The sequence below is a fragment of the Pseudomonas sp. genome (assembly GCF_051660785.1).
In the GTDB taxonomy this organism is placed as follows: domain Bacteria; phylum Pseudomonadota; class Gammaproteobacteria; order Pseudomonadales; family Pseudomonadaceae; genus Aquipseudomonas.
The window spans coordinates 57145-79007 of record NZ_JBOFQE010000097.1 but is presented as its reverse complement, the minus strand read 5'-3'; the positions used below and the strand labels follow the sequence as shown (position 1 = coordinate 79007).

The following is a 21863-nucleotide window of genomic DNA, read 5'->3' as shown; positions in this document are numbered from 1 at the left end:
GATAGGATCATGGCATCGAATATCGTTGGTCGGTTGCAGGAAAAGCGTCGCTTCGCGTTGATGGAATACGCAATCGGGAAAGTCAAACAAATAGGGGAAAAGACCTATTCCTTTGTGCATACACCGGACGAGTTGTCCGAACTGCTGCGCATGGATCCGCTGGACAGCTACCCGGTGCAAAATTCCTGGGTCGCTGAAGCGACGAGTTGCGCGCAGCAATTTATTCACGCTGCCTATCGTAAAATGGAGCCCGGTTACACGAAGCACTCGTTCGGCAAACCGGACCTGGACACCTGGGAGCTCTACAATAATTACCCTGACTGGGCGGCGCTGCAATACATCCTGTGCTACCCGGAAAACTTCATCAACCCTTTTGTCCGCCAGCGCAAGTCCAGCCTGTTCAAAACCCTCGAAAACAACCTGAACCAGAGCAGTTTGAACACTGACTCGGTTCAAGCGGCGCTACAGGACTACTTGCACACGTTCGAGAAGACCTGTGACCTGGACGTGATCAGCTGCTTCATGGCTGGCTACAAGGGCGATGTTTCACGCCCGCCAACGCCCGCTCGCGCGGATTATTTCTTCGTTGGTTGCACGCGGACTGCGCCTGGCCGTTACTACTGGCGTAAAGCTGAAGTTGAACTCGGTATCCAGCAAACCGCCGTCAATCCGGCAGCGTGGACTGAATGGCTGCCGATAGAAATTCCCTCGGGTGCGAAGGTGCTGGACCTCCGTCTGGTGTTTTGGAATGGACGGTTGTGCGTGGTGTGGGTCGATTGGCGAGACACACCTGTCGATCAACCGGCGATTTCGGAGTTGCTTTACCGACTCGATATCAACCTGGCCTTCATGACACAAAACGGTCAGTGGTCCGCACCGCTGAGCCTGCATTCTTCTGCGCATGCGAATGACATCACCGCTGGCGCCCGCCTGATTGCGACTGTGCTGGTCGACCATCACCACCCCAAGGGCAAGCTTGGCGTACTGTTGAATAACGGCAAGGCGGGCGTGGATTCCCTCAAGGTCGCGGCGGAACGTGATGTGCTGATGCGCTCTGTGACCGGAGGCGAATACTGGCTGGACTATGTGGCGACGAATCGTTTTATTAAAGCCGAAACGGTACAGCATCCACTGATGCATCAACCGAAGATCGTTGTTTCGACCGATTCCGGCGCGTGGGACTTGATTCCGTATCTGGATTTGCGCGCCGTTGTGATTCCTGTAGGTAACAACGATGTGCTCCTTGTGCAAGGTTTTTGCCCGCGAACGCCATTCCCCGCGGATACAATGGAGCTAGAGTTGAAATTAGTGTCTTCGGCCGGCGGAGACCCGGCTCCGATCAAGAAATCTTTTGGAGTTGAGGGTGGCTGGAGTACCGAATGGCTGGTATTTCAACGGACAAAGGACGGTTGGAATGCCCCGGCTACCTTTACTTTCGGTGAAGCAAATCCCAAGTACAAACGCTTTACCTTAACGATTGGCAACCTTGCGCACTTCACTCCTCCGGCCCTGCAAAAAAACACCGTCGATGCAGCGCAATTTCTCGCGTTCAATCAGGCGGATCTGGCGCTGAAATACACGCGCCTGAACTCGCTGTTCGGTCCCGAACTCGTACAGCGATCCAATATTTCCGTCGATGCTGTACTGGATTGGGACACACAGTTCCTGAAGGAGCCGCCCCCGACCTCTGTGGCGTTCAACGAGTTGAACGGTGCATTCGACGGCGCCAACGGATTGTTCTTCTGGGAGCTGTTTTTTCATTTGCCGCACTTGGTGGCTACACGCTTGCGTGAAGAAGACCGTTTTACGCAAGCGCAGAACTGGTTGCGATACGTGTTTGATCCACAAGGGATTGAGGAGTCCGGTGTCCCGAACCCAAAACCGCTTTACTGGCGTTGCCGGCCATTGACGAACCCCGGTAATCCCGGCTCTGAAATCCAGAACCCTACCGATCCGGACGCCATCGGCTATTCCGCCCCCCGCCATTTTCAGATTCTGATGTTTACCGAGTACGTCAATAACCTGATGGCGTGGGGCGACTGGTATTACCGTCAACTGACTCGGGACAGTCTGGTGGCGGCCAAGTTGTGCTACGTCCAGGCCAAGTTCCTGATGGGCAAGGCTCCCTTGATACGCACTGTGAGCAGCTGGGAAACGGCGACCGTTGACGATCTTTTGAAAAGCAGCGCGTCGCGGCCGGCACTGGAGAAGTTTGAACAACAACTCGATTTCAACCTGAAGGATTTTCCTGCCGCCTCCGATACCCCACCACTGTTGGGGTTGTTGGCGAACGGACCTTTCAAACTGCCGATCAATCAAGTTCTGCTAGATCTGTTTGCATCGCCCGACAATCGATTACACAACCTGCGCAACAACCTCACCCTCGACGGCAGGCCGTTGGAAATCCCACTCTTCAGCCCACCGACAGATGCTGGCCAATTGCTTAGTGATCTTGCTGATGGTGGGGTTGCCGGGCCGAGACCGATGGGGGGGCGCCTGGTGGTAGGTGCTTTTCGCTGGCGCGTTACATTCGAGGCGGCGTTACGTGCCGTGCAGACCTTGCAGGATTACGGTAATCAGGTGCTGGACTTGCTTGAACGACGGGATCGGGCGGAGCAGGAGGAATTGCAACAAAACCATTTGGTGGACCAGAGCGCCTTTGCCGTGACCGTGCAGCGGCAAACCATCGACCAAATGGTAGCAAGTGTGTCTGCACTGTCGAGCAGTCGGGCCGTGGCGCAAGAGCGGGCTGATGCGTATTCGCTACTCTTTGAAGGAAACGTATCGGCGGTTGAATACGAGGTCATGGAGAGCCTGCACAAGTCAAAAATACTGGCGCTTTCCTCTTCAGCCCTAAAGCCGGTGGGTGCTGCTATTGCTGCTTTACCCAACGTGTTTGGGGTGGCGAACGGCGGGCACCGCATTGATTCATTGATCGATGCTGTTTGCTACGGATTGGACATCGCCACATCGGTGCTGCAAATCGATGCGGACAAAAAAGCAACCACCGAAGCCTACCGCCGCCGCCGCGCCGAATGGGAGTTGCAGCGCAATCAGGCACAGGCAGAGGTTCTGGCGATCGGCAGTCAGATTGTCGCGCAGCAACATGCGGTATTGGCAGCCCGGACCAGCCTGGATCAGACCCTGCGGGCCAACAGTCAGGCGTTGACGGTTTACAACTTTCTGAAAAAACGGGCGACCAATGCCGAACTGTTCGGCTGGCTGCTTGGCCAGCTCAAGGTCTTGCATTATCAGGCTTACGACGCGGTGGTCAGCCTGTGCCTCAGCGCCCAGGCTTCGCTTAATGCCGAAACCGGCGATTACGACTCACAGATTCCGCTGCCTCAGGTGTGGGAGGACGGTCGTCACGGCTTGACGGCAGGCGAACACCTGCGTGGGCATTTGCTGCGCATGGAGCGTGAATACCTGCAGCGCCAGGAGCGGCGGCTGGAGTTGATTAAAACCATCTCGTTGCGGCAGCTGTTTGACGACACGGTCGATCCGCAGTCAGGAATAGACAACTGGGAATCTGCATTGGCGCAGTTGCTCAACACTGGATCGCTGGAGTTCAATCTCACCCAATTGTTCTTTGATCGCGATCATTCGGGGCATTTCTGCCGGCAGATCAGTTTGGTCGAAGTCGATCTGCCGGTGCTGACTGGACCTTACGAAAATGTAAAGGCAACTCTGCATCAGGTCAGCAGCACGATCGCGACCAAGGCAACCGCCCAATCAGTGAAGTACCTGCACAATCCTGGCAACGGAGTAGCCCCGGCAGATGTGTTATTCAACCTGCGCAGCGGTCAGCGAATAGCCCTGTCGACAGGCATCGCCGACAACGGCATGGTCGCGATGAAACCCGATGAAGGTTTACTCAATCCTTTCGAAAACACCGGGGCGATCTCTCGCTGGATGTTGAATTTCCCTTGGGCAAGCAAGGAGCCGCAGCTATCGATGCTGGCTTCTTTGACCGACATCATCGTGCGTATTCGTTATACGGCCAAAGTCGGCGAACCGACCTTCACGCGCAGAGTGGAAGACATGGTGACCCAGGCCACAACACCTGGACAAACAAAGCAGGACAAAGGAGCAGGCAGCCATGAGTGAACCCGTTATTAAGGCTGATGAAAGTTTAGTACGCAACGGGTATTTCCTCGAGGCGTTCAACGGTTGGAAAAAAGGCCCGATCAGTCAGGATTATCTCGGTCCAGAGAGTGAGTTTTATCAGGATGAACGCATCACTTTTATGGCTGCCGGTAATCAGTCTTCCATCAGTCAAGAGATAACACTCCCCATAGATGCCAGCGGTAGTGCACGGTATATCCTGAGCTTTCTGTGCGAGACACGACATACCAAAGCGGGATTGATGCGGATCAGCATCAACGGGTCGGAGGCAAAACAGGAGATCAGTCTTGAGCCGGGCAAGCAACGTAATCAGGAGGAAGATCAGGCGCGTCTCACTCGCGGTCAACCGCTGGTCTACGCTCCTATCGAGTACGAAGTAGAACTGCAGCTAGGGCTTAAAAGTCAGGACGTCATTACCATAGGCGTGTTCAGTCCCAAGAACGAACCTTCAGACGTTAGTTCGAAGATCTGCTTCACCCGAATCAGACTCGCTTTGCACCTGGGACCGGTAGAGGTGCGGACATTGTTGCTCGACGACATGCCCGTTCCGAAAGGCAAGCCTTTATACCTGTGCGTGGACGCCGCCCACAAGGTTAAGTTCGAGCTTGCACAAAACAACGAGTGGTGGGGTACCGAAGCCGCGCTGATCAGCGAAAACAATCCGGATGACGCGATTCTCGCGACGCCGGATTGGCGCGTCAATCAACCGGTTGAGAGGGCGTGGTTGATCAGTTGCCCGCGGATGGAAGTTGACGTACCCATCCCCCTTTCACTGATCCTGCGAAACCAGTACACCGCCGATCCTTACCAGGTGAGCGGATCGCTCGGACATCATCGATTGGCGTTCCTCGAGGTGGTTGAATCTGCTTATCACCCGGTGCTTGAATACGACCAGAGTGTACGGTTGGGGGTACAGGTGATTTCGCATTACACCTCGCTGCCTCTCAGCGGGAGGCCGGTGACCTGGACGCTTGGCGGTCAGCAGGTAATGGAGGTTATCCCTACCAATGACGAAGGCTGGGCTTACTTTGAGTTTCAGCCGACGCAAGCGGGTGATATCGAGATCCAGGCATCGGTCGAGAGCTTGTACTTTCCTACTGGCGTCGTCACTCACAGGTTTGCAGTCCGAGTCTTGGCCACGGATCCGTGGAAGGATATATCAGCAGTCGTCGAGGGCGTCGCGACGCGTTGGGAAGAAAAGACCGGCTATCCCAATCGGGGTGCTGTTTATCCCGTGATCGTCAAACTACCTGCCGACAGTCCGTTGCAGGGAGCTGAGATTGCGTTGCATTGGAGCGGTGACGCCCATGAGCAATTGGGCGTTGTTGTCAGCCCGGCGCTAGAGCACCCGGTGCCGGCCACGGGTGTCGAACTGAACTGGACACTGACCAGCGATGATCTTCTTGACGGTCGATTCGAGTTGGCGCTGGTCTGCTCCTCTCTATTACTGCCTTCGCCGAAAAAGCGCATGTCGCTGGCGCGCAACGTGGTCAACGTCGGCGAAGTGCGGGAGGCCGACAAGTTTCCGGTTATCGATGAAAACGAAAGTGTGCTGTTACGGGTTCAGGTGGTCCATGTCATTGCCAGCGGCACCGGCGATCCGGTCAACAATGCGCTGGTTGAGTGGAAGACGCCCGAGGGCACCATTTCGACCCGCTCCGGAGCCGGTGGCTGGGCCAGTGTGCGGTATATGCCAGAAAGTGCCGGGGATAAGATCGTCATGGCCAGCATCAAGGCCCATCCGGAAGCCGTGGCCACTGAGCGACCTTTCAATGTGAAAGCGATCGCGAGCAGCCCCTGGAAGAGTGAGGTCAAGATTTTCCTTGATGGGGAGGAGGTCGATCGGGGTGCGCTGGGCGTGCTCTGTCGGCGTGGCCAGACTCATACGCTGAAGGTTGTGCCAGTCGCCGGTAGTCCCTGGATCGGCAAAAATGTCAGTTTGCAGTGGCGCGGTGTTGCACCGGCTATCGGGCTGGTACTCAGTGATCCCGGAACGCCTAAACCTTTATTGGCAACCGGTGTGGAATGGACACTCGCCTCAGCGGTGGCTTTTAGTATCAGCAGTCTGTTTGAGCTGGAGTTACACATTGAAGGCGTTGCCATCGCACGAGAGTTGTCCGGGCGATTGGTGTCAGTGGATCTGACAGAAGAACTGCGGCTGATGCTCGATCAAATATCGGCAGTGCTTGACGGTCAGACGCTCTATCCGTGCCTGGGTGCACTGCATGATTTCAATGTAGTGCCGAACGCGCTGAGCCCCTTGGTGGGATTGAAGGCGTCGCTGACGTGGTCGGGTACACCCGCCGATCAGTTGGGCGCAATCATTACGCCGGCTTTGGATCAACCACAATCCCTCGACGACGGGGGAGCACGCTGGGTTTTTGACTTTAAAGCCAGTCAGCATTCGGGTGAGTTTGGCGTGGCGTTGACTGTGCCCCAGTTGAATTTTGTCGCTGTCGTCAAACCAATGAAGCTTGCGCATAACAAGGTCAGGATTGCGGCATCGCGCGAATCGGCGGTGGATCCGGTTATCGGGCAAGAGCCCGCCAGGCTGTGGGTGCAGGTGTTCTCTCATTTCACCGGAAAAGCGGTGGGTGGGGTGCCGGTGAACTGGGTGGACTCCAGCGTGGTGTTAACCGATGAGAAGGGCTGGTCCGGGTTTTCTTTTCCCCCGGCTGATGCTCATCAGGAGCATCAGGTTAAGGCGGTGGTGCAGAGCCCTTACGACGGATATCAGGAGCAACGCGTCATGACGGTCCGTGCGCTACCGCGCGATCCGTGGGCGGAGCTGATGGTCAGTTTTGATGGCCTCGAACTCAAGCCCTGGGGCCAGAAAACCTACTTCCCGCGTCGCAAGGGTGAACACTCGATTGCTTTGGAGGCCCCAGCAAACAGCGAGTTGCTGGGTCGCGATTTGACACTCGGAATGACCGGGACCGGACCTGCTGCATTGGCTATCAAATTTTCGTCGTCAGGGCTCGGGGTGCCACGACGGTTTGAGAGCACGGGATTGAAATACCTGTTCAACGTGGGCGATCTGAAGGATGGAAGTTTTGCGTTGCGCCTGTCCTCGGAGCGGCTGGCGAGCCTGTCGCCGGCGAATGCGATGTCCGTGGGGGAAGGCTCGCAGGTGCTGAAAATCAGCGGCAGCAGCGTTTATCAGACGCTGGATTGGGGGCAGAAATTTTGTTGGCAAGTTACGGTAATGTCAGTCATCAGTGGCAGGCCAATGGTGGGGCAGACGGTGACATGGCGCAGTCCGGATCTTGGGGTCTTGACCTCTGTGACCAATTACTACGGGGTGGCGAGCATTTGTTTTGTTCCGACTATCCCCGGCAAGACTGAGCTGACAGCGACGGTAGGCTTGGAACTGAACTCGGATTCCGTGTCAGTAGCTTTTACATTGAACGAACCACGTAAGATCAGTGAGTTTTTTGTGCCCGTACGCACTCAGTCATTTGACTCTTTTGCACAAGTCAAGATTGTGTCAAGCCGAAACGGCATGCCACTAAAAGACGTCGAGGTGATGTGGGAATACTGGGATAAACCGCTACCATCGTCATTTACGAATGTCGACGGCATTGCACAGTTGAACTTTTTATCGGTGGACGCAGACGGCCGTGGTTTATTATCAGCGACTGTAAAGGGCGGCGAGCTTGGGTGGGAAACGGCGACCTTGAAATATAGCGGGTTGGTTCCGGTCATTCATTATCTGACAAGTTCCGAATTGACCATTGCTTGGGGGAAAGAAGCGAGTGCCGAGATTAGAGTGATTTCGCGCTGGGACGGTTTGCCGCGAGAGGGCATCCAGGTTCGATGGGAGTTTCCTGAATTGTCTTTGCCAGCGACGATTACAGACATGGAAGGGAAATCGCGGATAACCTTTACACCCGCTCAGGCAGGGCTTCAAAAACTTGCCGCGACAGTAGGTTTGGGGGATACAAAGTCGTTGGATGTGGAGGTACTCCCGCCTCTGCGCATGATGACTGACATCGAAGGCGGTGGGCAGTATCCGATTGATGGCACTGCAGTTATTGAATTTCGGATCCTTTCATTGACTGACGGCCAACCCATTGTCGGCAAGGAGGTCCACTGGCAAAAAAGCAGCGCGCCTGATGGCACGTCAATGTCTAATCAAGAAGGCAGAGTACATAAAACATATTTCTCGGAGGGGATGGTTGGTTATAAGGTCATTCGTGCTTTCATCCTCAATGAATACGGCACTGTTCAGGATCAAGAGAGCTTCCGTCTTCAATTCGATGACCCAGAGTTGCCTTAAAGTCGGTGTGGGTTCACAGACAGGTAACCGGGATGCGTTCAAGCCGTACCGCTCCGTTTCCAGTTTAAGTAACGCGTCACCAACTCGGCCCCCAGCTCCGAGGGCCGAGCATCCACCACCGGCACTCCATGAGCATTCAACCGCTCATGGAGTTGCGCCCGGTCATTCAAATACTCCACCGCCCCGCAATACGCCAGCGCCTCCGGTAACGTTTGCACCGGTGCGTGTCGCAGGTTGTCGAGCAAGTCTTCGCGCAGGCTCGCCACCAACACTCGATGTTGCTTGCCCATGCGTTTGACGGCGGTGAGTAATTCTTCATCGTCCTCATCCCGCAGATTTGTAACCAGCACCACCAACGCCCGACGTTTTTGTCGTGCCAGTAGCAGCGTGGCGGCGGCCTGATAGTCGGCGGGGCGCTGGGTGCTGTCGAGGTCGTAAACAGTGTTGAGCAACACGTTGAGCTGGCCCGTGCCTTTGACCGGGGCAAGGTAGTGCGGACGATCGCTGGCGAAGGTGCTCAAGCCCACCGCATCGCCCTGGCGCAACGCGATGTAACTGAGCAACAGGCACGCATTGAGTGCGTGATCGAAATGGGCGAGTTCGCCGTCCTGGCTGCGCATGCGGCGGCCGCAATCGAGCATGAAGATGATCTGTTGATCGCGTTCATCCTGGTACTCGCGGGCGATGGGCGTGCGCTGGCGGGCGGTGGCTTTCCAGTCGATCTGGCGCAGGCTGTCGCCTTCACGGAATTCACGCAACTGATGGAATTCCAGACCCAGGCCACGACGTTGGCGCTGGCGCACGCCGAGCTGGCTGAGCCAGTTATCCACCGCCAGCAGTTCACCGCCGTAGAGGCGGGCGAAGTCGGGGTAGACGCGGGTGTTGTCGACCACGTTGAGCAGACGTTTATCGGACCATAAACCCAAGGGGCTTGGCAGGTTGATTTCGCAGTGTTCGAAAGTGAAGTGGCCGCGTTTGAGTGGGCGAAGTCGATAGCCGACAAGGCTCTGTTGGCCGGGGTGCAGTTCGACCTCCAGTGGCAGGTTTTCGAAGCTCAGGCCATCGGGCACGTGGTCGAAGAGGTGTACGTTCAGTGATTCAGTGAAGTCATGCTCGACCTCCAGTCGCACTTCACTCCATCGACCGAGTGCCAGGCTGCCGGGCATTTGTCGCTGGAGGCGCGGGGAGGGCAAACGCTTGAGGCGAATAGCGTCCAGAACGGCCAGGGCCAACACCGCCAGCAACAATCCCCAGTTGATAGACAGCAGCCTCGACGGTACGTCGAATTCCAGTGCCCGCAATGTGCCCAGCACAATGCCGATGACCAGCAGGATTGCGAGCCAGATCAGCAACAGGCGCGAGGGTTTCATCAACGCACACCTTTTGTGGCGAAAGAGCTTTTTGTGGCGAGGGAGCTTGCTCCCGCTGGGCTGCGAAGCGGCCCCAACATTTCTGATAAGGCGAAGAGCTTGCCAGCGCTGCGCACTGGAGCGGGAGCAAGCTCCCTCGCCACAGGGTTTGTGTTGGACGGGGATGTGTTCACAGCCGCGGCGCCGGCACTTGATCGAGCAATTGCCTGAGCACTTGATCGACGTCCAGCCCTTCGATGTCGAGTTCCGGCGCAATGCGCACGCGATGACGCAGCACCGCCAGGGCGCAGCCTTTGATGTCATCCGGAATCACGAAATCGCCACCGCGCAGCAGCGCACGGGCGCGGGCGCAACGCACCAGCGCGATGGACGCACGCGGCCCGGCGCCGAGGGTCAGGCCGGGCCAGGTGCGAGTGGTGCGGGCCAGACGCACGGCGTAATCGAGCACCTGATCGTCCAGCGCCAAGTCGCTGGCAATGCGCTGCAAGGCCAGCACGTCCTTGGCTTGCAACACGGTGCGCAGCGGCTGCACGTCGAGCATGTCGGCGCGGGTCGAACGGCTGACCTGGCGCACCATGTCCAGTTCTTGCTCGGCGTCGGGGTAATCCATGCGCACCTTGAGCATGAAGCGGTCGAGCTCGGCTTCAGGGAGGGGATACGTGCCTTCCTGCTCGATCGGGTTTTGCGTGGCGAGCACCATGAACGGTTGCACGATGGGCAGGGCGCGGCCTTCGAGGGTGACCTGGCGTTCCTGCATGGCTTCAAGCAGCGCCGCCTGGGTTTTCGCCGGAGCGCGGTTGATCTCGTCGGCCAGCAGCAGGTTGGTGAACAGCGGACCCTTGCGCAGTTTGAACTGCTCGGTGTTGAGGTCGTAGACCGCGTGCCCGGTGACGTCGCTGGGCATCAGGTCGGGGGTGAACTGGATGCGCGCGAACTCGCCGCCGAAGCAGCGGGCGAGGGCGCGCACCAGCAGCGTTTTACCCAAACCCGGTACGCCTTCGAGCAACACATGGCCGCCGGCGATCAGTGCGGTGAGGACGTCGTCGATCACGCTGTTCTGGCCGATCAGGGCTTTTTGCAATTCGGCTCTTACCGCCTGGGCCAACTGACTGGCGCGCTGGCGTTGCTGGGCGGCGTGGGTCGCGCTGCCGGGCTCGAACTGTTGACTCATAGCGTGTTCCTCAAGGTTTGCAGGTGGGCGACCTGACGGCTGAAATCAGCGCTGGACAGCCGCTGTTTCGGTCGCGGGCTCATCGCCTGGCTGATGGCGCGTGTAGGTTGGCCGGTCAGGCGCGCGAGCACCAGCCATTGCTCGGCAACGCCGAGTTGTTCGAAACCGGGATGACGGCGCCGCACACGCCGCAGGATGTCTTGTTGCAAGGCGTGCAGCAGGTGCTGCTGACCTTTGCGACGGAGCATGAAATCGGCGCTGGCGCGCAGGTGTTCCTGAAGTTGCCGGCGACCTTTCGACGCCGGTACGAGCAGCGGACCCTGGCGCACCGCAACATGCCTGAGCGCGAGACCGATCAGGGCGATGAGGGCCACCAACGCCTGAGGGAAGTTACGCAACAGCAACGTCAGCAAGCTGTCGTGATCGGTGTTGAACAGCAAGGTCACGCTCGTGTCGGCGGTGAGGTACCAGAGCAACCACGCGTTGTCGTATTGACCGATGTCCGGGGTTTTCCACAGGTCGGCGTCGGTGACCACGATGATCGAACCGAGCCCGTGGTTGAGCTGCATCATGTGCGTGGCCTTGCCGCTGTTGGCCCAGGCTTGCGCCAGGTTTTTCGGGTCTTCGAGATGGAACGCGGTATCGAAGCTGGCGTAGGCCGGTGCGTTCTCATCTTCCAGGTACAACTTGGTGAGTTTGGGGAACGGGTCGTCGAGGATGTCCGGCGGCGGCTCCTTGAGGTCTTTGCTTAGTGACTGGTGAACCTGCACGCGGTCGAGCAGCAGGTCGTTGCTCTGGCCGGTCTTTTCATCCCACAGCGATTGGGCGACGAACAACAGACGCCCGCCAGCCCGGGTCCAGTTCATCACTTGATCAATCTGGCGCGGCGTCATGTTGTAGCGATCGCCCAGCAACAACAGGCTGTGCTGATGCGGATCGAGGGTGGGCAGCACGTCGAGGCTGTTGGCATGGCCCACAGTCAGGCCCTGTTTACGCAGGAAATGCTCGGCGGCCAGATAAGGATTGGCCTGGGCTTCGGGTGTAGGGCCGTGATCGATTTCTGCCTGATAGGGCGTGGCCTTCAGGTACAGATAAACACTCAGCGCACCCACCAGTACGGCGATGAACACGCCGACCGAAAGCCACGAACGCCGGCTCAACGGGCCGCTCCCGGGCCGAACAATGTCCGCCAGCCGTCACACAATTCCTGTTGCAAATGTGCGGGAGGCAATCGATGACCGTAGGCCATGTTCTGCCAGTGCCCGGTCAGGGTTTTGCTGAAGGCGAGCAAGGCCGGTTGATGCAGTTGCTCGACGCGTTGCAGCACCTCGCCTTCAGTGTCGGCGGGTTTGAGCGCCATGTTGTGGTCGTGCAACAAATGGCTGAGCAGGGCGCGATAGAGCAGCCCAAGGGCCGCGCGCGGATTGGTTTGCCAGAGGCTTTCGGCGCTGGCGGCGATGTCGGCGGGCAGGGTTTCTCGGCTCAGGTCCAGGCCGAACGCTTGCTGCGGTAATGGGCGTGCGGCCTTACGGTTTAACGTTGGTCGACGGCTGACGAACGCCAGCAGCCAGTCGCGGTAATGCCAGATCAACAAGCCGACGCCTCCGATTACCGAACTCCACAGCAGCACTTCAATCAAGTTGGCGAGAAAGCCGAAATGCTGGCTGTCGAGCAGGCGGGCCAGCGTCTTCAGCCACTCAGGTGTTTTCCCGTCGTCCGGGGTTTTGGCGTCGGGTTTGTCCTCGCCAAATCGATAGCGGGTCACCGTTTCCTTGTTTTTGAACGGCGGCTGATCGAGGAGGGTCTTGATGCTGTCTCTGGAGGCCTGGCTGTTCAGTGGTTGATCCAGCAGGCGTGGGCTGTCCGGGGTAATGACCGGCTCGGTGGCCCAGACGTTTTGCGTGGCAGGCACCAACAGGAAGGCCGCCAGCAGCAAAGTGACCGCTGTGGCGTTGAGGCGTTGGCGCAATCGGCGGAACACCAGCTCGATGTCCCAGGCTTCCAGCACCGTACGCCGATTCAGATAAAGGCTGAAACCGCAGGCGACATAGATCGGTTCCCAGACAATCAGCACCAGCACGTAAAAGGCGTTGGTCAGGTGTTCCAGCCATTTCCAGTCCTGTGTGGCGGCGGTGATCAAGGTCTGCCAGCTCCAGTCGAGTTCGACCTGCTGTGGCAGGAACATGTAGAACAACACCATCAAGCCGATCCACAGCGCACTTTCCAGGTGCACGCCGATGATCGTCAACCACTGCGCGGCGCCGGCGTTGCGCTGCAGCAGCACCCGCAAGCGCTGTTGTCGTTCGTCGCCCGCCAGGCCTTCGAGTTGGACCACCGGCATCAGAAAACTGCGGCTCAGGCTCAGGCGTCGCCAGGTCAGGCTGGCCAGCAGTTGCGGCTTGAGCAGGCGCGGCCATTGGCGCAACGCCTGCTTTAAGGTGGGCGTTTCACCGAACATGGCTTTGGACAGGATGTACAACGGCAGTCGCTCGAACGCCGGTTTCAGCCACCAGAAGATGAACACGGCGAGGGAGGGTGAGTCCCACAGAAACAAGGTAAGCAGGGCGAAGACCGGCACAGTGATGATGGCCCAACTGGTCATCAGCAAGCGTCGATGGCGCTGGCTCAGCAGCACACCCAGGTCCATGGCTTCCCAGGAGGTGCGCGGGCGGATCACCACCGTGGCGTCACTCAGGCGCATGGCGGGTACGTCCGGCAAACAGCAGGTAAGTCGCCACCAACAACCACAGCGCCGCGCCGACCAGGTATTTGGTCATGGGTGCCGGTGCGGTCATCGACGACCAGTAGGCTTCGATGAACGCGGCAATCAGCAAGAACAGCATGACGCCGCAGATCAGCAACACGCTTTTGCGCGCCGCCAATCGCAACGCCTCGGCACGGGGCAGGCGCCCCGGTGCGATCAAGGCCCAGCCCAGTTGCAGCCCGGCGGCACCGGCCAGGGCGATGGCGCTCAGCTCAAACGCGCCATGCCCGATCACGAAGGACCAGAAGGTTTGCCCGTACCCGATGTGCGTCAAGTGTCCGGCCACCGCACCGATCATCAAACCGTTGAACATCAGGAAAAACACGCTGCCCAGGCCAAACAGCAAGCCACTGGCAAAGGTCTGAAAGGCGATGCCGATGTTGTGCATGATGTAGTAACCGAACATTACCCAGTCTTCACTGGCGGCGCGTTCGGCCGAACGGCCCAAATGACCGGCGACCGGGTCGTACATGCTCTGCATTTCATTGACCTGTTCGACCGGGATCAGGTTGTAGACCAGGTCCGGGAACAGGTACACCAGCAGCGCGAAGACGATCAGGCTGCCAAAAAACATCAGGCCGGCGGCGAGCACGAAGCGCCATTGTTCGCGCACCAGTCGTGGGAAACCGGCAAGGATAAAGCTCAGTATGTTGGCGCCCAATGGGCTGCGATGCCGATAAAGCTGTTGATGCCCGCGCAGTACATGTTGCTGCAACGAGTCGATCAGGAAACTGCTGTAGCCGCGCTCCTGAGCCAGTGCCAGCTGTTGGCAGAGCCGCCGATAGTCTTTCGGGAAACTGGAGACACCGGAAGGTTTCTTGCCTCGCTCCAGCTGTCCGAGCATCAGGGAAAACCGCTCCCATTCGGCTTTGTGGCGATTTTCGAAAAGACTTTGTTTCATGTGGGCCCCAACAAACCACGGGCGATGCCGTTGAGTTCGGCCACAGCGCGTGGTGCCGGAACCTGCAACGGTTGGGCGAGGATGGAGGCGAGCTCATGGGTTCGTGCTTCGGAAAGTTCGCCCTGGCGTTCGGCAAACCCGAGGATGGCGCGTTGTTCGCTCAGCGTCAGGGCGAACGCCGGGCGCCGAGGCTGGACGTCGGGCAGTTGCGGTCGGGTCAACGGTTGTTCGCGGTAGATCACCAGCGTGCCGGCGGCCAGGTCGCCGAGGCGTTTGAAGGAGGGGTGTTGCAGGCAACTGATGGCGCCGAGGAAGTAGCCAAACGGCAACAGGTCGACGAATCGCAACAGGTTGCGCAACAGCGAGGCAGACCAGCCGATCGGGGTGCCGTCGTCGTGCACGACGCGCAACCCCATCCATTGTTTGCCCGGGGATCGGCCCTGATTGAGCACTTCGAACAGCACCATGTACCACCAGCTCACTGCGAACAGCAGAATCGAGCCCAGCCCGGCGCCGAGTTTTCCGAGAAACGCCAGCACGATAAACAGCACGCCGAGTATCAGACCGCGCAGCCCGAGGTCAATGGAGAAGGCCAGCGCACGAACCATCAACCCGGCCGGGCGCAGTGGCAAGTCGATGCCTTCGGGCGTCTCGACTTGATACCGCGTATCCAGTGGCGGGGACAGCGTCGCTTTCCTTGGCAGTGCTGTGGTCTCGAGCATGGGCAACCTTGATGTGGCCTGTTCGGGATTCGATGTCCGTCCGATGCTAGCAGCCTCTCGGGGGGAAACGACATAACTATGTATTGCACGTTACGTAACCAGACCTGATTGAATGACAAGTTACTGGCCGGGGCGGGATGTGAGCGCCTAGACTTTGCCGATCTTCAGTTCAGGAACAGCCCGTGACCTCGATCTTCTGGTACGACTATGAAACCACCGGCATCAACCCCCGATGCGACCGCCCGCTGCAGGTGGCGGGGATTCGCACCGACTTCGATCTCAATGAAACAGACGAGCCGGTCAATCTGTTTTGCCAGCTCGGCGACGACATCCTGCCGCATCCGGCAGCGTGCGCGATCACTGGGATTACGCCAGGCCAACTGGAAGAACACGGTCTGAGCGAAGCCGACTTCATGACCCGGGTGCATGCTCAACTGGCTGCGCCGGGTACGTGCGGGGCGGGTTACAACACCTTGCGTTTCGATGACGAGATGACCCGTTACAGCCTGTACCGAAACTTTTTCGACCCGTATGCGCGCGAGTGGCAGGGCGGCAACAGCCGCTGGGACTTGATTGATGTGGTGCGAGCCGCCTACGCCTTGCGTCCTGATGGCCTCGTCTGGCCCACCGATGATGAAGGACGGGTGACCCTCAAGCTCGAACGGCTGACCGCCGCCAACGGCATTGATCACGGCAATGCCCACGAGGCGCTGTCGGACGTTCGCGCCACCATCGCCCTCGCTCGTCTGATTCGCGAGAAGCAGCCGAAGCTGTATGACTGGCTGTTTCAATTGCGCAGCAAGCAAAAGGTGATGGACCAGATTCGGCTGTTGCAACCGATGGTGCATGTTTCCGGGCGATTCTCGGCGGCGCGCAGTTATGTCGGTGTGGTGTTGCCACTGGCCTGGCATCCGCGCAACAAAAACGCCTTGATTGTGTGTGACCTGCATCTGGATCCCCAGGGTTTGCTCGATCTGGATGCAGACACCTTGCGCCAGCGACTGTATACCCGTCGCGATGACCTGGCCGACGGCGAACTGCCGGTGCCGCTCAAACTCATTCATATCAACAAGTGCCCGGTGGTGGCACCGTTGTCGGTACTTCGTCCTGACGATCAGCAACGTCTGGGGCTGGACATGGCGCTTTATCAGGAGCGCGTACTGCGGCTAAGTGACGCACAACAAGTTTGGCGAGATAAAGTGCTGGCGATTTATGCCGGCGAAGATTTCACCCCGAGCCAGGATCCCGAACAACAGTTATACGATGGTTTTATCGGTGATCGTGACCGTCGGCTATGTGAGCAAGTCAGGGCGGCCGACCCTGCCCAATTATCACAAGAGCAGTGGCCTTTCGATGACGAACGTTTACCTGAACTATTGTTTCGATATCGAGCACGCAACTTCCCCGATACGTTGAATTTCGAGGAGCAAGAGCGCTGGCGAATATTCTGTCAGCAACGTTTGTCAGACCCCGAACGGGGGGCGCCAAATACGCTTGAAACTTTTGTTGAAGCCGCAGCCCAATTGAACGTTAGTGCTACAACGTTTCAGCGAGAGGTGCTCAATGAATGGCAAAATTATGTCCAGGGATTACGCAAACGTTTGAATCTTTGAAATCGAAAAATACCCGGTGCTTATTTCTGACATAAAAAAACGCCAGCATCAGCTGGCGTTATTTTTTGTCGCGGATAAGTCTTTGACAACCTCTGGCGCTTAGCCCAGCAGGGTAGCCCAGCCTTCAACCACGTCACCGCCCCACTTGGCTTTCCACTCTTTCAGAGTCTTGTGGTTGCCACCTTTGGTTTCGATGACTTCGCCGTTGTGCGGGTTTTTGTATTGTTTAACTTTGCGAGCGCGCTTGGTGCCGGTAGTTTTTACTGCGCCGCCGCGTGGCGCTTTGCTCTTGGACTCTGGATCCAGCAGCGCGATGATGTCACGCAGGGACTTGGAGTATTCGCCCATCAGGGTGCGCAGTTTGCCTTCGAATTCCAGCTCGGTTTGCAGTTTGTCGTCTTGGGACAGGTTCTTCAAACGGGCTTGCAGCTCTTTGATAGCTTCTTCGGTGGCGCGATATTCGTTGATCAAGGACATGAGGACTACCTTATGTTGGGCGCTGGATGGCAGGGTGACAGTGCCGCAATAATAGTCAGGGTGTTTCATCAAGTAAACATTTAACCGGTGTTTTACTTAAATTAGTTGCGATGAATAGGGCACCCATTGAAGGCAGAGTTAAAAGTGTGACGCAGTCATCACAGATATTCACAATTGAATGCTTGAAGATTGACTACAAGAACACCATCGCGCGGGTGGCAAGGTGCTGCCGGAACCTGTTCCACCGACCCGCGAGCAGGTCGATGTGTCATCAATACTGCAGTTTTGCTGCGCAATCGCTAGAATGGCGGCCTTTGCGAAGTTCTGGAGTTTCCCCCTCATGCGCACTTTTCGGCTGGTGATTGCTTGCCCGGACCGCGTCGGCATCGTTGCTAAAGTCAGTAACTTTCTGGCGTCACATAACGGCTGGATCACTGAAGCGAGCCATCACTCGGACAATCAGAGTGGCTGGTTCTTCATGCGTCACGAAATTCGTGCCGATTCGCTGCCTTTCGGTATTGAAGCCTTTCGCGAAGCGTTTGCACCGATTGCCGAAGAGTTCTCGATGAACTGGCGCATTACCGACACCGCGCAGAAAAAGCGTGTCGTGTTGATGGCCAGCCGTGAGTCCCACTGCCTGGCCGACCTGCTGCACCGCTGGCACAGTGATGAACTGGACTGCGAAATCTCCTGCGTGATTTCCAACCACGATGACTTGCGCAGCATGGTCGAGTGGCACGGCATTCCTTATTACCATGTGCCGGTCAATCCACAGGACAAAGAGCCGGCCTTCGCCGAAGTTTCGCGCCTGGTCAAACAGCACGATGCCGAAGTGGTGGTACTTGCCCGTTACATGCAGATCCTGCCGCCTGAGTTGTGCAGCGAATATGCACATAAGGTCATCAACATTCACCACAGCTTCCTGCCGTCGTTCGTCGGCGCGAAGCCGTATCACCAGGCGTCGATGCGTGGCGTGAAGTTGATCGGTGCGACCTGCCACTACGTGACCGAAGAGCTGGACGCCGGTCCGATCATTGAGCAGGACGTGGTACGCGTCAGCCACAGTGACAGCATCGAAGACATGGTGCGGTTCGGTCGTGACGTCGAGAAAATGGTGCTGGCCCGTGGTCTGCGTTATCACCTGGAAGACCGGGTGCTGGTGCATGGCAACAAGACCGTGGTGTTCTGATACCTGCACAACACGGTTGAAATTCGAAGGGCCTGGGCGTTCAATCGCCTCAGGCCCTTCGCCGTTTCTGCACTGAGGACATGACCATGGCCGATCCACTCGACAAAGCCACCTCCAAAGCCCCCGCCACGTTGGGGGAGGGCTGCTTGAGTCGCTACGACCCGGATGACATGAGCCCCGAGGATGGCACGGAGTTTCCCGGTGCCGCCGAGCTGTGGGACCAGTTGCAGCAAGAACCTGAAGACATGCCTAAGCCTGCTTGAACTTCATCAGCTTCTTGAGCAATGGCCGACCCAGCATCAGCAAAAACACCGGCCCACCCACCACCAGGTAAAAGTAATACGTCACCGCCCGCCAGATCAGAATCGCCGCGGCGGCGGTGGATTTCCCCACCATGGGCGCCAGCAGCGCCGCCGATGTCAATTCCGCCGCGCCGGCACCGCCCGGTAACAGGCTGAATTGCCCGGCACTCAGCGACAGCATCTGGATCAGGAAACACCAGGCCCACTGCAGGTCCGCCCCGAGCCCGCGCAACGCCAGATACAGCACGCTGTACCGCAGGAGCCAATGCACGCAGGTCAGCGCAAACACCTTGATCAACGTCAGGACCGGCAGCTTCAGCGTGTCAGTGAACGCCGCCAGGAAGTGCAGCAGCTTACGCGCCCAGCGCAGGCGTGTGGTGCCTTGGACATTGAGGCGAACGAGCAGTCGCCCGCTCAAGCGAATCAGTAGTCGATGGTAGCGCGCCACCACCACGCAGCTGAGCAACCCGCCGAACATCGAGACGGCGCTGACGATCAGCAGCCATTCCAGGCGTTCGCTGAGGTGCTGGAACAACGCATAAATCAGAATCCCGCTCAACGCGCAGAGAAAAAACAGCAGGTCGCTGAGTTGGTCCATCGCAAACACTGCGCTGCCCCTTGCCGGACGCACGCCGTTACGCGCCAGCAGCGCCATGATGGTCAGCGGTCCGCCGCTGCCGCCGGGTGTGGCGCAATAGGCGAACTCGGCGGCCATCACCACGCCGAGGCTTTTGACCCGGCCCACCTTGTCGCGCTGATCACCCAGCAACAGGCGCAAGCGTAAGGTGTTCACTCCCCAGCACAGCAAGATCATGCCGAACATGATCAGCAATTCATTCAGCGGAAAGTTTTGCAGTCGTGACCATGTCTCGTTGCCGCCCAGCAACAACGGAATCAGCACCGCCGCGAGCAGGGCGATAAACAGCAGTATTCCCCGGCTCATGCGGCGCGACCGAGACGGTCACTGTGCAGCGAAAGCCACTGGGCCTTGGTCATCGGCACGCGCCCCTCATCGAGCAAACGCTTTAGGGTTTGCAGCCAGTAATGGCGTGAAAACCCGTGACGCATGTCCACCGGGTGCAGGCCGAGTCGAATCACCGGCACTTGCCGCCAACGCTGTTCACGCTGATCGCTGACCAGTTTCGACAGGCCCCGGCGCCAGGCGCTGCGCGCACTCCAGACCAGCCCCGGCGCATCGATGGCAGTGAAATCCGGCAGACGATAGAGATGCTGTGGGTCGCTGGTGTAGCTCAGCGGCAACTGGCGTAATGCCTGGCGGGTGCCTTCGCTCATCAGCCAGGCCGGAGCGACGAAGCCTTGCAACGGCCAGTGATAACGATTGAACACTTCGATGCCGGCCCGCAGGCGGGCGAGGGCGGCGGCTTGGGACAGGCTGTAAAACTCGCCTTCGTGGGTGTAGATCCGGCGCATGAACCAGTCTCTGGGATTGCTGGGAGGTGGGGCTTCATCGCAATGAAAGTAGCCGTGCAAGGCCAGTTCGTCACCTCGGGCGACCCGGCGGGTGAGCACGCGTCTGAATCCCGGATGTTCGTCCAGGTCGTTGTGCTTGTGAAAGTTCGGCACCACCAGCCAGGTCATGGGTACCTCGCCCATGGCGTCGACGGCTTCGACAAAAGGCTGGTAGTCGGCCCAGGTTTGCGGCGCAACGTCGTGCAACACGAGTAACAGACAGGGCGGGTTCATGGGCTCAACCATTGGCGGTCTTCGGCCATTGGCTGCCGAGAACAGCGTGATAGTGACCTAACAGACTGTTGACCACGGTGTCCCAGGCGTAATGCTGTTCGACATGACTGCGGGCGCGTTTGCCCAGGGCGGCGCTATCTTGAGTGAACAGCTCGCGCACCGCATTGGCCATCGCCAGCGGATTATTCGGCGCGCAGAGCAGGCCGCATTGATCGGTCACGATTTCCTGAAAAGCTCCCGCAGCCACCGCCACCACCGGAATGCCGCTGGCCATGGCTTCGAGAATCACCAGGCCGAAGGTTTCCTGATCGCCGGCATGCAGCAACGCGTCGGCGCTGGCCATTAACCGCGCGACTTGCGTGGCCGGGCAGAACTCCTCGATGACGGTAACGTTGTCCGGCACCACAGCGGGCATCGACGAGCCGACCAGCAGCAGGTGGTAACGAGGCCCGAGACGCTTCATGCAACTGAGAAGGACCGGCAGGTTTTTTTCCTTGGAGCCGCGGCCGGCGAAGATTAGCAGATGGGTATTTTCATCGATGCCCAATTCAGCTCGCAAGCCGCTGTCCCTTGCTCCCGGATTAAACGTTTGCAGGTCAACGCCCAGCGGTTGCACAAACACATTCTTTACTCCAAGACCGGTCAGCTTGTCGGCCATGATCTGGCTCGGTGCCAGAACCCGGTCGAAGTTGCCGTACAGCTTTCTGACATAGGCTTCGACGTTCGGGGTCACCCACGTGCCCATGCGGTTACTGACCAGAAGCGGCAGGTCCGAGTGATAAAACCCGATCACTGGCACATCCAGTTGCCGGCGTGCGTCCAGAGCCGCCCATGCGGTGAGGTAAGGGTCGCCGACTTCAATCAGATCGGGCTGCAAGTCGTGCAGGACATTTCGCCAAGGCGCCAGGCGGAGAGGAAAACGATAACCCTTGCCGAAAGGCAGGGCCGGGGCCGGAACGGTATAGACGCCATCCTGTTCACTCAGGTGTGCCCCCGGGATCAGCAGGCTGTGGCGAATGCCTGGCTTGATGCTCAGGCGACGGTGCTTGGCATCCAGATACGTGCGCACGCCTCCGCTGGCAGGGGCGTAGAACATGGTTATGTCCGCGATATGCACAATGAGCATCCCTCCGGTCCGTTGTTCTCCCTTGGTTGACCTTTATGAAGGATAGATGTTCGGTCGGGGTTTTGTGGCGGGGGGATCAGCGAGGTTTTTGCGGTGTGTTACAGACCGCCATCGCCAGCA

Annotated in this window: 15 protein-coding genes; 5 read left to right on the top strand and 10 right to left on the bottom strand. The window is 58.3% G+C overall.

Annotated elements, in window-relative coordinates; translation table 11 throughout:
* Positions 1 to 9 precede the first annotated feature (9 nt).
* Together ACRC4F_RS28000 and ACRC4F_RS27995 are read left to right on the top strand one after the other, a co-directional pair.
* Complete coding sequence (locus ACRC4F_RS28000) at positions 10 to 4107, top strand: neuraminidase-like domain-containing protein (protein WP_438662255.1); 4098 nt, start codon at positions 10 to 12, stop codon at positions 4105 to 4107.
* Positions 4100 to 8404 carry an Ig-like domain-containing protein gene (locus tag ACRC4F_RS27995; protein ID WP_438662254.1) on the top strand — a complete coding sequence of 1435 codons (4305 nt, stop codon included), beginning with the start codon at positions 4100 to 4102 and terminating at the stop codon, positions 8402 to 8404. The genes ACRC4F_RS28000 and ACRC4F_RS27995 overlap by 8 nt, the downstream gene beginning before the upstream one ends.
* A 38-nt stretch (positions 8405 to 8442) precedes the next feature.
* Here the strand turns inward: ACRC4F_RS27995 and ACRC4F_RS27990 are convergent, their stop codons facing one another.
* From ACRC4F_RS27990 to ACRC4F_RS27965, 6 genes are all read right to left on the bottom strand, one after another.
* Positions 8443 to 9774, bottom strand: a complete 1332-nt coding sequence (locus ACRC4F_RS27990; protein ID WP_438662253.1) for a DUF58 domain-containing protein — start codon at positions 9772 to 9774, stop codon at positions 8443 to 8445.
* A 169-nt stretch (positions 9775 to 9943) separates the two neighbouring features.
* The gene (locus ACRC4F_RS27985) at positions 9944 to 10945 is read right to left on the bottom strand and encodes an AAA family ATPase (RefSeq protein WP_438662252.1); all 1002 of its coding nucleotides are present in this window, start codon (positions 10943 to 10945) and stop codon (positions 9944 to 9946) included.
* Entirely contained in the window at positions 10942 to 12105 is a 1164-nt protein-coding gene (locus ACRC4F_RS27980) for a DUF4350 domain-containing protein (protein ID WP_438662251.1), read from the bottom strand. Before ACRC4F_RS27980 ends, ACRC4F_RS27985 begins: the two co-directional genes overlap by 4 nt.
* On the bottom strand, positions 12102 to 13646 hold the full coding sequence (locus ACRC4F_RS27975; protein WP_438662250.1) for a DUF4129 domain-containing protein: 1545 nt from the start codon (positions 13644 to 13646) through the stop codon (positions 12102 to 12104). Before ACRC4F_RS27975 ends, ACRC4F_RS27980 begins: the two co-directional genes overlap by 4 nt.
* Complete coding sequence (locus ACRC4F_RS27970; protein WP_438662249.1) at positions 13633 to 14610, bottom strand: stage II sporulation protein M; 978 nt, start codon at positions 14608 to 14610, stop codon at positions 13633 to 13635. The genes ACRC4F_RS27975 and ACRC4F_RS27970 overlap by 14 nt, the downstream gene beginning before the upstream one ends.
* The gene (locus ACRC4F_RS27965; RefSeq protein ID WP_438662248.1) at positions 14607 to 15332 is read right to left on the bottom strand and encodes an RDD family protein; all 726 of its coding nucleotides are present in this window, start codon (positions 15330 to 15332) and stop codon (positions 14607 to 14609) included. Before ACRC4F_RS27965 ends, ACRC4F_RS27970 begins: the two co-directional genes overlap by 4 nt.
* Positions 15333 to 15514: 182 nt before the next feature.
* On the opposite strand from ACRC4F_RS27965, the gene sbcB reads away from it, so the two are divergent.
* On the top strand, positions 15515 to 16945 hold the full coding sequence (gene sbcB, locus ACRC4F_RS27960) for an exodeoxyribonuclease I (protein ID WP_438662247.1): 1431 nt from the start codon (positions 15515 to 15517) through the stop codon (positions 16943 to 16945).
* A gap of 99 nt (positions 16946 to 17044) precedes the next feature.
* Here sbcB and mvaT read toward each other — a convergent pair whose 3' ends face one another.
* The gene (gene mvaT / locus ACRC4F_RS27955; protein ID WP_007945872.1) at positions 17045 to 17422 is read right to left on the bottom strand and encodes a histone-like nucleoid-structuring protein MvaT; all 378 of its coding nucleotides are present in this window, start codon (positions 17420 to 17422) and stop codon (positions 17045 to 17047) included.
* Between the two features lie 340 nt (positions 17423 to 17762).
* Between mvaT and purU the strand changes: the two genes are divergently transcribed.
* Both purU and ACRC4F_RS27945 read left to right on the top strand, forming a co-directional pair.
* Complete coding sequence (gene purU, locus ACRC4F_RS27950; RefSeq protein ID WP_438662246.1) at positions 17763 to 18611, top strand: formyltetrahydrofolate deformylase; 849 nt, start codon at positions 17763 to 17765, stop codon at positions 18609 to 18611.
* Between the two features lie 86 nt (positions 18612 to 18697).
* A complete protein-coding gene (locus ACRC4F_RS27945; protein WP_438662245.1) occupies positions 18698 to 18874 on the top strand; it encodes a hypothetical protein in 177 nt (58 codons plus the stop codon).
* On the opposite strand, the gene ACRC4F_RS27940 is transcribed toward ACRC4F_RS27945, so the two are convergent.
* From ACRC4F_RS27940 to ACRC4F_RS27930, 3 genes are read right to left on the bottom strand one after another with little or no spacing between them, the layout of a single operon-like run.
* Positions 18861 to 19856: a lysylphosphatidylglycerol synthase transmembrane domain-containing protein gene (locus ACRC4F_RS27940; protein ID WP_438662244.1), complete on the bottom strand. Its 996-nt coding sequence runs from the start codon at positions 19854 to 19856 to the stop codon at positions 18861 to 18863. The genes ACRC4F_RS27945 and ACRC4F_RS27940 overlap by 14 nt on opposite strands.
* Positions 19853 to 20629 carry a DUF2334 domain-containing protein gene (locus ACRC4F_RS27935; RefSeq protein ID WP_438662243.1) on the bottom strand — a complete coding sequence of 259 codons (777 nt, stop codon included), beginning with the start codon at positions 20627 to 20629 and terminating at the stop codon, positions 19853 to 19855. Before ACRC4F_RS27935 ends, ACRC4F_RS27940 begins: the two co-directional genes overlap by 4 nt.
* The gene (locus ACRC4F_RS27930; RefSeq protein WP_438662242.1) at positions 20622 to 21743 is read right to left on the bottom strand and encodes a glycosyltransferase family 4 protein; all 1122 of its coding nucleotides are present in this window, start codon (positions 21741 to 21743) and stop codon (positions 20622 to 20624) included. Before ACRC4F_RS27930 ends, ACRC4F_RS27935 begins: the two co-directional genes overlap by 8 nt.
* Positions 21744 to 21863 lie beyond the last annotated feature (120 nt).